Source organism: Microbispora sp. CL1-1, from assembly GCF_012034195.1.
Taxonomy (GTDB): Bacteria; Actinomycetota; Actinomycetes; order Streptosporangiales; family Streptosporangiaceae; genus Microbispora.
The window spans coordinates 61,794-72,214 of sequence record NZ_JAATEK010000039.1 but is presented as its reverse complement, the minus strand read 5'-3'; the positions used below and the strand labels follow the sequence as shown (position 1 = coordinate 72,214).

The following is a 10,421-nucleotide window of genomic DNA, read 5'->3' as shown; positions in this document are numbered from 1 at the left end:
TTGGTCCAGCCGAGCGCCTTCAGCAGCACCGTGACCGGCTGCTTACGCTTGCGGTCGATGCGCACGCCGACGCTGTCGCGCTTGTCGATCTCGAATTCGAGCCACGCGCCGCGCGACGGGATCACCCGGCAGCCGAACAGGTCCTTGTCGGAGGTCTTGTCGACCGAACGGTCGAAGTAGACACCCGGCGAACGGACGAGCTGGGACACCACGACACGCTCGGTGCCGTTGATGATGAAGGTGCCCTTCGACGTCATGAGCGGGAAGTCGCCCATGAACACCGTCTGGCTCTTGATCTCACCTGTGGTGTTATTGATGAACTCCGCCGTGACGAACATCGGGGCGGAGTAGGTCATGTCCTTGTCTTTGCACTCATCGACTGAGTACTTGGGCGGCTCGAACCTGTGATCCCGGAACGACAGGGACATGGTTCCGGAGAAGTCCTCGATGGGACTGATCTCCTCGAAGATCTCTTCGAGACCGGATTGGGTCGGAATGTCCTTGCGCCCGGCCTGGCGAGCCGCCTCGACCCGGCCCTTCCATTTCTCGTTTCCGAGCAGCCAGTCGAAGGACTCGGTCTGCAGGGCGAGAAGGTCGGGTACTTCGAGCGGCTCCTCGATTCGTGCGAACGACACGGTTCGGGGACCGGCGGGTACGGCGGAGGCGTTGCGCGAGGCTGCCAACAGATGTCCTTCCGAGGGCTCGCGGACTGACTACACGCACGCCAGACGACCAGGACTAAGAGTTACTCAGAGAGACGGTCGTCAAAGGGCAGCGCAAAGGGGCAGTGTAGCCGATCGGCATACACCTGTCCACTCCGCTATCGCTCTGCGCTCCACGTTGGTGGCAGCATCACCCGTCAGCGCCGAAACGTCAAGCCCGAGAGCCGACATTTCGCCTAACCGGCAGGGGTCTCGCAGGGTTTTTCCGCCCTCGCGGCCGAGCGAGCTCCGGGGATCCAGTCCCTACCCGGGACCGGACACGGGTAACGCTCAGTCACGCGAACGACCCAACGCTGACCGTCGGTCGACGCCGCCGAGCCCTGGATACCCACCGGGTGGCACGGCTTAAACGTGTTCTTTACTAACAATTTAGCCACGGGCTCAGGGAACGGGCGTGTCACCCAGGAGCGTGGACAGCCGGGAGGCCCGCCAGCCGTCGCCCTGCGTCACCATGACCAGGCGCGCTCTCCCCTGGCTGACCTGCTGCTTCGGCTCCTCCCGACCCGGGCCCGACCGCGTCGTGACCATGTTCACGAACAGCAGCACCCGGACCTCTTCCGGCGTCGCCGACTCCACTCCTGCGGCGGCGACGACCGCGTGCTGCACCGTCCGCCGCTCGCGCGCCTGCGGTCCCAGCGTCGCCACGAGCGTCCGGTAGTGCTCCGCCAGCTGCCCGGTGGCGTGCGCTCCCGCCCTCAGCATGTCCTGATCGATCGTACGGTAGTCGTACGACAACATGTCGGGCGCGTAGGACCGGGCGGCCGACAGTGCCTCCCTGGAGGCTCTCTCGGTGGCCTGGAGGCGGCGCAGATCGAGCAGGAGCCACACGGCGGCGACGGCCAGCCCGGCCGCCACGAGGGCCGTCAGCGCCCGCAGCAGGCGCCTCACCGCACCAGCTCCGCCCGTGAGACCAGCCACAGGCCCGAGGCCTTCGTGACGTCCATGCGCCAGCGGAAGAAGCGCTCCTCCGGAGGGGCCTTCCTGCCGTCCTCCCAGTGGATCACGGCGTCGCCGACGATCAGCACCTGTGCCGTGCGCCGGTCGGCGGCGAGGGAGGTGAGCGCGGAGGCCCGCAGGACGCCCGTCTGCACGGCCTTGTTCTTCAGCGTGGTGGCCTTCAGAGCCGCCTGCCCGGCGGCGTACTGCGCCCGCTCCGGGCCCGTGGAGGTCGCCAGCGCTCGTTTGATGTCGTCGTCGATGCGGCGGTGGTCGATCGACATGAGGCTCACCGCGTGCGCCGCCGCGGCCCGCACGGCCATCTCGCCGTCCTCGGCCGTCGCGAGGGCCTCCGTACGGGCCTGGGCGAGATGGCGGACCGTCAGGGCCAGCGCGACCACGAGGAGCACGAGCCCGGCGGTCAGCGCGCGCCGCATCCCCGCACCTCCTGAGCACCCGGTCGTCGTCTCGGCCCGTTCACGTCGCGCGGATCAACGGTCGTGCCCGGCGAGGCCGGCGTGCCACCCGCGCGCGCCGTCGTCGGACACTCCCTAATCGGCACGATAGATCAGCGGACCCGCCCTGCCCATAGATTCCGGATTCCGCACGGGGTCCGGGCACGCGAAAGGGGCGGTCCCATCCGGCACCTGGATGGACCCGCCCCTTCGGTGAAGCGTGTTACAAGACCGTCTTACTTGACGGTGACCGTGGCGCCGGCGCCCTCCAGGGCGGCCTTCGCCTTCTCGGCCTGCTCCTTGTTGACCTTGCCGTCGAAGACCGGCTTCGGAGCGCCGTCCACGAGGTCCTTGGCCTCCTTGAGGCCCAGGCTCGTCAGGGCGCGGATCTCCTTGATGACCTGGATCTTCTTGTCGCCGGCGGCCTCGAGGATGACGTCGAACTCGTCCTGCTCCTCGGCCTCCTCGGCGGCGCCACCGGCGCCACCGGCGGCCGGGGCGGCGGCGACGGCGACCGGAGCGGCGGCCTTCACGTCGAAGGTCTCCTCGAAGACCTTCACGAACTCGGACAGCTCAAGGAGGGTCATCTCCTTGAAGGTCTCGAGCAGCTCGTCGGTGCTGAGCTTCGCCATGGTGTGTTCCTCCAGTGGATCTAGCAAAAAACGTGTAAAGGGACCGCGGTGCGCGCTTCCCCCGTCCGCTGCGCGGACCTACTCGCCGGCCTCTTCGCGCTTGGCGCGCAGAGCCTCGGCCAGTCGAGCCATCGTGGTGGGCAGCGCGGCGAAGGTGGCGGCAGCCTGGGACTGCTTGGCCTTCAGCGCACCGGCCAGCTTCGCGAGGAGCACCTCGCGGGACTCAAGGTCGGCAAGCTTCGTGATCTCGTCGGGGGTCATCGACTTGCCGTCGACGACACCACCCTTGATCACCAGGAGGGGGTTGGCCTTGGCGAAGTCACGCAGACCCTTGGCCGCCTCCACCACGTCGCCCTTGACGAACGCGATGGCGGTCGGGCCCTGGAACAGGTCGTCCAGGGAGGTGATCCCGGCGCTGTTGGCCGCGATCTTGGTGAGCGTGTTCTTCGCCACGGCGAACTTCGCATTCCCACCGAGAGAAACGCGCAGCTGCTTGAGCTGAGCGACGGTGAGACCGCGGTATTCGGTCAGAACGGCGGCGCTGGATCCCTCGAACTCACTCTTGAGCTCGGCGATCGCGACGCTCTTCTCCGCCTTCGCCATGGGCCTCCTTCCAGATGTGCCGCCGGCGAAGGCCCTCAGAAAACAGACAAGCCCCGGCGCAGGCGCACGGGGCTTGGACAGACGTCGAACGTCCTCAAGCTTCTCCACACCTACGCGGGCCGTCCACTCACGTGGATCCTTCGGTCACCGGGTTGTGGGCCCAGTGACGACCGGCGGTCTTCGGCAGGAGACAGACTACGGTGTCAACCGGCAAGACGCCAAATCAGCCTGTGGCGCCGGACGGCTGCTGCGTCAGCGTCCGCGGCAGCTCGCCGACCTGGTCGGCGGCCGGCGCCTTGATCGAGACCGGCTCGTTGAACGACTTGAACATCGCCGTCGCCTTGAACGTGCCTGCGCCCGGCTTGCCGCCGTTCAGCTCGACCTTGCGCGGCAGGCCCTGGCCGTCGATCCAGGCGTCGAACGTGACGTCCTTGGCGTTCGCCAGCTCGTCCTGCACGTGGCCGCGCCGGTCCTCCGGAAGCTGCTTGATCGCCTCGGCCACGGGGAACGTGCCCGAATAGTGGGTCGTGTCCACCCCGCCGACCTGCTCGGTGCCCACCGGCTTGACGTCCTTCGACGCCGTGAGCATGGCGGCGCTCGTCTTCAGGTCGAACTGCTGCGCCTGGGCGAGATACTGCTCGATGTCCACGCCGGCCTGAGAGCCGAGCTGCTTCAGGTCGAGCCTGATCCACGGCTTGGTGGCGCCCACCAGGGTCCTGAGCATGTCGAGCTTCACGTACGCCACGTCGCCCTGGAGGATCACCCGCACCCCGCCGGGCATGTTCTGCCCGTTGAACGACACCTGGCCGAGGTTGATGTCGGAGGAGATCTGCGGGGTCTTCTGGTAGAGCATGGTGCCCTGGACGACCCCTCCCTGACCGCCGTCGGCGTCGGTGACGTTCAGCACGAGGTCGGCGGCATAGGTGTCGACGTCGTCGGCCTTCTGCGCGGTCTGCTGGATGACCTCGGCCGCCGAGAGCCTGGCGTTCTGGAGAGACGGAGTCGCGGTCGTGCCGCATCCCGCGACCGTGATCGCGGCTACCGCCCCCGCGGCCACCAGTAGTCGTCGCATTGTGTCCATCCCTTCGATGTCCCCCTTTACCTGCCCTTGACCTTATGCGCCTAACGCCGTCCGCGCGTGGCCGGCGGACGAACCCCCATGAGCCGTGCACAGAACCTTCACAAGACGGGGCCTGGAGCAGGGGCTGAGCGAGGGACGGCCGAGAGGCGACGCAGCAGCCGATCGAGCGTCGTGGGGCCCTACACGGCCACAGACGCGCGGAAGCCCCCGCCCGTAGAGGGCGGGGGCTTCCGTCGTCGTCTCGGCCGGGAAGACGGCTCAGGCGTCGATCTCGGCGGTCATCGCCCGCGTCACGTTCGGGTCGACCGGGATGCCCGGGCCCATGGACGTGGTGAAGGTGACCTTCTTGAGGTAACGGCCCTTGGCCGCCGACGGCTTGAGACGCAGCACCTCGTCCAGCGCCGCGGCGTAGTTCTCCACGAGCTGGCGGTCGTCGAAGGACGCCTTGCCGATGATGAAGTGCAGGTTGGCGTGCCGGTCGACCCGGAACTCGATCTTTCCGCCCTTGATGTCGCTGACGGCCTTGGCCACGTCGGGCGTGACGGTGCCGGTCTTCGGGTTCGGCATGAGGCCGCGGGGGCCGAGCACGCGGCCCAGACGACCGACCTTGCCCATCATGTCCGGGGTGGCGACGACCGCGTCGAAGTCGAGACGGCCCTTGGACACCTCGTCGATCAGCTCGTCGGAGCCGACGATGTCGGCGCCCGCCGCGCGGGCCTCCTCGGCACGGTCACCGGTCGCGAAGACCAGGACCCGGGCGGTCTTGCCGGTGCCGTGCGGGAGGTTGACGGTGCCGCGGACCATCTGGTCGGCCTTGCGCGGGTCGACGCCCAGCCGCAGGGCGACCTCGACGGTCGCGTCGAACTTCGTGGTCGCGGTCTTCTTGGCCAGCCGCACACCCTCGAGCGGGGCGTACAGGGCCGTGCGGTCGATCTCGGCCGCCGCGTTCTTCCAGTTCTTGCTGCGCTTCACTTCGTGCTCCTCGTGGAGATCGTGGTCCGGGCCTGCGCGGGCCCTCCCACTGCGTTGGTCACCGCTGAGAGTCAGTCGGCGATGGTGATGCCCATGGAACGGGCGGTGCCGGCGATGATCTTCTCGGCGGCCTCGACGTCGTTGGCGTTGAGGTCCTGCATCTTGGTCTCGGCGATCTGGCGAAGCTGCTCGCGGGTCAGCTTGCCCACCTTGTCCTTGTGCGGGTTCGCGCTGCCCTTCTGCAGACCGGCGGCCTTCTTGATCAGCTCAGGCGCCGGCGGCGTCTTCGTGATGAAGGTGAAGGTGCGGTCTTCGAAGATGGTGATCTCGACGGGGATGATGTTGCCCCGCTGGGCCTCCGTCGCGGCGTTGTACTGCTTGACGAAGTCCATGATGTTGACGCCGTGCGGACCGAGCGCGGTACCGACCGGCGGCGCGGGGGTGGCCTGCCCAGCGGGAAGCTGGACCTTCACCAGGGCCGCGACTTTCTTCTTTGGAGGCATTTGTCCTTCTCCGGGTCCTTTGTCCTACAAAAGCCTCACAGGCACGCCGAAGCAGGGCGTGCCGTGAGGACGGCTATCGAGTCTACGCGAGGCGGTCAGATCTTCGAGACCTGGTTGAACGACAGCTCGACCGGGGTCTCTCGGCCGAAGATCGAGACGAGGACCTTGAGCTTCTGCGACTCGGCGCTGATCTCGCTGACCGTGGCCGGCAGCGTGGCGAACGGCCCGTCCATGACCGTGACGGACTCGCCGATCTCGAAGTCGACGGTCGCGGTGGTGGTCTTGGTCGTGGCCTTCTTGACTTCCTCGGAAGGCTCCGGCGCGAGCAGCTTGGCGACCTCGTCGAGGTTCAGCGGGCTCGGCTTGTTGGACAGGCCGACGAAGCCGGTCACGCCGGGCGTGTTGCGCACCGCGGCCCAGGACTCGTCGGTCAGGTCCATCCGGACCAGAACGTAGCCGGGAAGCACGCGCTCCTTGATCGGAGTCTTCTTGCCGCCCTTGAACTCCGTGATCGTGTGGGTCGGCACCTCGACCTGGAAGATGAAGTCCTCCATGTTGAGGGACCCGATCCGGCTCTCGATGTTCTGCTTCACGCGGTTCTCGTAACCGGCGTACGAGTGGATGACATACCACTCGCCGAACTGACCGCGAAGCTGACGCTTGAACTCCTCGACCGGGTCGACATCCGGAAGGACGTCACCGTCCTCGTCGACCTGCGCGGCGACCTCGGCCGAGTCTTCGCCGCCGTCACCGCCGTCAGAGTCGGCGGCCGTGGTCTCCTCGACCTCTGCTACGGCCTCGTCCTGCTCGGTGCCCCACTCGTCATGCTCGTCATGGGAGCGGTCGGCCGGCATCGGGGACTCGGACACGGGACTCTTCCTTCTTCGCTTGGTGTCTTGACGTGCTACGACGTCTCGGGCGGGATCAGGATCCGCCGAAGAGCCAGAGCACTGCCTTACCCAGCAGCGTATCGATCCCGAACACGAGCCCAACCATGATCACAACGAAGACCAGGACAACTACGGTGTACGAGATCAGGTCATTGCGCCTGGGCCAGATGACCTTGCGCAGCTCGGCGACGACCTGCCGGTAGAACAGAGCGGGCGAGGTGCGCTTTGCCTTCTTCTCACTGGTCGGCTTGCCTGGCTTGCCAGCGGTTTCACCGCGGGTGTCGATCGCCACAGTCCTCACCTGATCCGTCGTGTCCGTCGCAGTTGCGGCGCGCTTTCACGCCATTGTTGCGCGGACCGCACTCCGCAGGGCACGAGGGACTCGAACCCCCAACCGCCGGTTTTGGAGACCGGTGCGCTACCAATTGCGCTAGTGCCCTAAGCCGTGCACCACGATACCCGAGAAACGCGCCGAAGCGTCCGTCGCGTCGTTCACGTGGCCCACTAGTCGGTGAAGTGTACGCGGGAATCACCACTCCGTCGAACCACATGACCGCCGCACCGCCCGAAGGCGGCCCGAGTGCCGTTTCTGTGCGATCTAAAGCTACCGTGCGAACCCGTCCGGATCCTGGATATGGATACGAAACCGCGTGGCGCGTCTGGAACGATGGAGGCATGACCCGACCTCGCATCTCCGCGCGTATTTCCGCGATCTCCGAGTCCGCGACTCTGGCCGTGGACGCCAAGGCCAAGGCCATGAAGGCGGCCGGTCGCCCGGTCATCGGCTTCGGCGCCGGCGAGCCCGACTTCCCGACGCCCGACTACATCGTCGAGGCGGCCGTCGAGGCGTGCCGGAACCCCAGGTTCCACAAGTACACGCCGGCCGGGGGCCTGCCGGAGCTCAAGCAGGCGATCGCCGACAAGACGCTGCGCGACAGCGGGTTCCAGGTCGAGGCCGCCCAGGTCCTGGTGACGAACGGTGGAAAGCAGGCGGTCTACGAGGCGTTCGCCACGCTGCTCGACCCGGGTGACGAGGTCCTGGTCGTGGCGCCCTACTGGACGACGTACCCGGAGGCGATCAAGCTCGCGGGCGGCGTCCAGGTCGACGTGGTCACCGACGAGACCACCGGCTACCTGGCCTCGGTCGAGCAGCTGGAGGAGAAGCTGACCGACCGCACCAAGGTGCTGCTGTTCGTCTCGCCGTCCAACCCGACGGGGGCCGTCTACTCCCCCGCCCAGGTCGAGGAGATCGGCCGCTGGGCGCTCGACAAGGGCCTGTGGGTCGTGACCGACGAGATCTACGAGCACCTGGTCTACGGGGACACGAAGTTCTCCAGCATCGCCACCGCCGTGCCCGAGCTGCGCGACCGGGTCGTCGTGCTGAACGGCGTGGCCAAGACGTACGCGATGACCGGCTGGCGGGTGGGCTGGCTGATCGGCCCGTCCGACGTGGTCAAGGCGGCGACGAACCTGCAGTCCCACGCCACCTCGAACGTCTCCAACGTCGCCCAGGCCGCCGCGCTCGCGGCCGTCTCCGGCGACCTGTCGGCCGTCGCGCAGATGCGCGCGGCGTTCGACCGGCGTCGCCAGACCATGGTCCGGATGCTCAACGAGATCCCCGGCGTGGTCTGCCCCGAGCCGTTCGGCGCGTTCTACGCGTACCCGTCGGTCAAGGCGCTGCTGGGCAAGGAGATCCGCGGCAAGCGCCCGCAGACCTCGGCCGAGCTGGCCGAGCTCATCCTGGAGGAGGCCGAGGTCGCGCTGGTGCCCGGCGAGGCGTTCGGCACCCCGGGCTACTTCCGCCTGTCGTACGCGCTGGGCGACGACGACCTGGTCGAGGGCGTCAGCCGGGTGGGCAAGCTCCTGGCCGAGGCCCACTGAGAAGCCGAAGCCCGCTGAAAGAGGTCATCCGGACTCTGCAAATTTCAGCGAAGGCCCGGTCCCCGAGAAGCGGGACCGGGCCTTCGTCATGCCGGCGCACGACCCACGGGCCTCCGGGCCCGTGGGGACCACGGAGGCGCGGGATCGAAGCGGGGTCACTTGGCGAGGGTGGCTCCCCCGGCGATCTTCTTGAGCTCGCTGTCGGCCGCGTCCGCACCGATCTTGGCCGCGTAGTCAGGGCTGATCATGACCTCGGCACCGACGCCGGGAGCGAGGGTCCACACGATCGTGCGGGTGCCGCCGTCCATGACCCGGTCGCCGCCCTCCGACACGCTGACCAGGTAGGCCTTCCTGCCGCCGACCTCGATCGGCTTGACGCCCTGCGCGGCGTAGCTCTGCATGCGCTTGCTCAACCGGCTCACGGCGCCCTTCCGATAGACGATCATCTGGACGCTGTACATGCCGGGCTCCAGGCCGGGCTCCACCCAGCTCGTGGTGTAGCTCCGCTTGCCGAAGCCGTCCTTGCCGGACCACTTGCCCCATTCGAGCCCTTCGGGCAGATAGCCGACGTGCACTCCGCCGAGCGTCCGGCCGTCCCCGAGATCGCCGAGGTCCTGGGGCATCCCCGGGTTTTCGGCGCCCTCCGACGAGGTGTCTTCCGACGGGGTGCCCTCCGAGGGGGCGGGGGTCGGGCCGGCGGTCCCGGCGATCATGACCGTGACCGCCGCCCCGGGGGGAGCGGCCGTCCCCGGCTGCGGCATCTGACCGAAGACCGTCCCCGCCGGGGCGGTGTCGGTGACGATCTTCGTGAATCGCATCGTGTAGCCGGCCTCCTTGAGGATGGCGCCGACCTCCTTGGCGCTCTTGCCGGTCAGGTCGGGCACGACCCCTTCCGGCGTGGCGACCGCGTCACCGGAGGCGGCCGTCGACGCGGCCGGGGCCTCCTGACCGGTGGCGCCGGCCCCCACGAGGCTGCCGCCGGCCGGGACGGTGTCGGGCCGGGCGGTCAGCGCCACGGGCACGCCCACGGCGACCGCCGCCGTGAGCACGGCCGCCCCCGCCACGCGAAACCTGACGACGTGGCGGCGGTTGCCCCGCCGTACGGCCTGGCCCAGCGACGGCGACGCGTGCACGCCGGCGACCTGAGCGGCCATGGCGTCTTTCAGCGCCTCTTCGACGTTCATGCGGACACTCCCTGCAAGTTCTCCATGCGTGCGCGCACGCGTGCCAGCCCGCGGGCGGCCTGGCTCTTGACGGTGCCGACCGAGCAGCCGAGCAGCGCGGCGGTCTCGGCCTCCGACAGGTCCTCCCAGTAGCGCAGGACCAGTACGGCCCGCATCCGGGCCGGCAGTTTCCTGAGCTCGGCGACGAGCACGTCGCGCAGGCCGAGGTCCGGCGACTCCACCGGCGTGTCCGGCGGCTGGGCGAAAGTGATCTCCTGGAGCACCTTGCGCCGCCTGGCCTTGCTGATCGCGCCGTTCACCACGACCCGGCGCGCGTACGCCTCGGGGTTGTCGTGGCGGATGCGCGGCCAGTGCCGGTAGACCTTCTCCAGCGCGTTCTGGACCATGTCCTCGGCGTCGGACTCCGAGGCGCCGCAGACCAGGATCGCGGTGCGCAGGAGAGCGGTGCTGCGCGCGGCCAGGAACTCGTCGAAAGCCGCCTCGTCTTCTTCGGTCATGAGCTCCCCTTTCGCCCCTCCCCAACGCGCCAACCCCGCCACGGGTTGAGAGCGACATGCGGCAA

Annotated in this window: 12 protein-coding genes, 1 tRNA gene and 1 pseudogene; 1 reads left to right on the top strand and 13 read right to left on the bottom strand. The window is 68.2% G+C overall.

All coding sequences use genetic code 11. The features are described 5' to 3' along the window. The 11 genes and pseudogenes from HCK04_RS32360 to HCK04_RS32310 form a co-directional block, all read right to left on the bottom strand. A pseudogene (locus HCK04_RS32360) lies at positions 1-683 on the bottom strand (DNA-directed RNA polymerase subunit beta); the annotation flags it as partial. Positions 684-1,103: 420 nt separating this feature from the next. Further along, positions 1,104-1,610, bottom strand: coding sequence for a hypothetical protein (locus tag HCK04_RS32355; RefSeq protein WP_142651171.1), 507 nt, complete (start codon positions 1,608-1,610; stop codon positions 1,104-1,106). Further along, on the bottom strand, positions 1,607-2,095 hold the full coding sequence (locus tag HCK04_RS32350; RefSeq protein WP_142651170.1) for a hypothetical protein: 489 nt from the start codon (positions 2,093-2,095) through the stop codon (positions 1,607-1,609). The genes HCK04_RS32355 and HCK04_RS32350 overlap by 4 nt, the downstream gene beginning before the upstream one ends. Before the next feature lie 254 nt (positions 2,096-2,349). Further along, a complete protein-coding gene (rplL, locus tag HCK04_RS32345; protein ID WP_076438522.1) occupies positions 2,350-2,745 on the bottom strand; it encodes a 50S ribosomal protein L7/L12 in 396 nt (131 codons plus the stop codon). 78 nt (positions 2,746-2,823) lie between these two features. After that, entirely contained in the window at positions 2,824-3,348 is a 525-nt protein-coding gene (rplJ, locus tag HCK04_RS32340) for a 50S ribosomal protein L10 (protein WP_142651169.1), read from the bottom strand. A 223-nt stretch (positions 3,349-3,571) separates the two neighbouring features. Next, a complete protein-coding gene (locus HCK04_RS32335; protein WP_142651168.1) occupies positions 3,572-4,420 on the bottom strand; it encodes a DUF1396 domain-containing protein in 849 nt (282 codons plus the stop codon). A gap of 267 nt (positions 4,421-4,687) precedes the next feature. Continuing rightward, positions 4,688-5,401, bottom strand: a complete 714-nt coding sequence (rplA, locus tag HCK04_RS32330) for a 50S ribosomal protein L1 (protein WP_142651167.1) — start codon at positions 5,399-5,401, stop codon at positions 4,688-4,690. Positions 5,402-5,472: 71 nt separating this feature from the next. Next, positions 5,473-5,904, bottom strand: coding sequence for a 50S ribosomal protein L11 (gene rplK, locus HCK04_RS32325; RefSeq protein WP_030510282.1), 432 nt, complete (start codon positions 5,902-5,904; stop codon positions 5,473-5,475). 95 nt (positions 5,905-5,999) lie between these two features. Continuing rightward, entirely contained in the window at positions 6,000-6,773 is a 774-nt protein-coding gene (gene nusG / locus HCK04_RS32320) for a transcription termination/antitermination protein NusG (RefSeq protein ID WP_260617491.1), read from the bottom strand. Positions 6,774-6,828: 55 nt separating this feature from the next. Continuing rightward, positions 6,829-7,086 carry a preprotein translocase subunit SecE gene (secE, locus tag HCK04_RS32315; protein ID WP_030510284.1) on the bottom strand — a complete coding sequence of 86 codons (258 nt, stop codon included), beginning with the start codon at positions 7,084-7,086 and terminating at the stop codon, positions 6,829-6,831. Positions 7,087-7,161: 75 nt separating this feature from the next. Next, positions 7,162-7,234, bottom strand: a tRNA-Trp gene (locus tag HCK04_RS32310). A 235-nt stretch (positions 7,235-7,469) separates the two neighbouring features. Between HCK04_RS32310 and HCK04_RS32305 the strand changes: the two genes are divergently transcribed. Further along, positions 7,470-8,675, top strand: coding sequence for a pyridoxal phosphate-dependent aminotransferase (locus tag HCK04_RS32305; RefSeq protein WP_142651166.1), 1,206 nt, complete (start codon positions 7,470-7,472; stop codon positions 8,673-8,675). A gap of 155 nt (positions 8,676-8,830) precedes the next feature. On the opposite strand, the gene HCK04_RS32300 is transcribed toward HCK04_RS32305, so the two are convergent. Together HCK04_RS32300 and HCK04_RS32295 are read right to left on the bottom strand one after the other, a co-directional pair. Next, positions 8,831-9,859 (bottom strand): PASTA domain-containing protein, encoded by a 1,029-nt coding sequence (locus tag HCK04_RS32300; RefSeq protein WP_142651165.1) that lies wholly within the window; start codon positions 9,857-9,859, stop codon positions 8,831-8,833. Next, positions 9,856-10,356 (bottom strand): SigE family RNA polymerase sigma factor, encoded by a 501-nt coding sequence (locus HCK04_RS32295; protein ID WP_142651164.1) that lies wholly within the window; start codon positions 10,354-10,356, stop codon positions 9,856-9,858. The genes HCK04_RS32300 and HCK04_RS32295 overlap by 4 nt, the downstream gene beginning before the upstream one ends. Positions 10,357-10,421: the final 65 nt, after the last annotated feature.

What these genes read in the sequence shown, in the direction of transcription:
- rplK (WP_030510282.1), bottom strand. Translation starts at nt 5,904, where the DNA reads ATGCCTCCAAAGAAGAAAGTCGCGGCCCTGGTGAAGGTCCAGCTTCCC.
- HCK04_RS32300 (WP_142651165.1), bottom strand. Translation starts at nt 9,859, where the DNA reads ATGAACGTCGAAGAGGCGCTGAAAGACGCCATGGCCGCTCAGGTCGCC.
- rplJ (WP_142651169.1), bottom strand. Translation starts at nt 3,348, where the DNA reads ATGGCGAAGGCGGAGAAGAGCGTCGCGATCGCCGAGCTCAAGAGTGAG.
- HCK04_RS32335 (WP_142651168.1), bottom strand. Translation starts at nt 4,420, where the DNA reads ATGCGACGACTACTGGTGGCCGCGGGGGCGGTAGCCGCGATCACGGTC.
- HCK04_RS32305 (WP_142651166.1), top strand. Translation starts at nt 7,470, where the DNA reads ATGACCCGACCTCGCATCTCCGCGCGTATTTCCGCGATCTCCGAGTCC.
- HCK04_RS32350 (WP_142651170.1), bottom strand. Translation starts at nt 2,095, where the DNA reads ATGCGGCGCGCGCTGACCGCCGGGCTCGTGCTCCTCGTGGTCGCGCTG.
- rplL (WP_076438522.1), bottom strand. Translation starts at nt 2,745, where the DNA reads ATGGCGAAGCTCAGCACCGACGAGCTGCTCGAGACCTTCAAGGAGATG.
- HCK04_RS32295 (WP_142651164.1), bottom strand. Translation starts at nt 10,356, where the DNA reads ATGACCGAAGAAGACGAGGCGGCTTTCGACGAGTTCCTGGCCGCGCGC.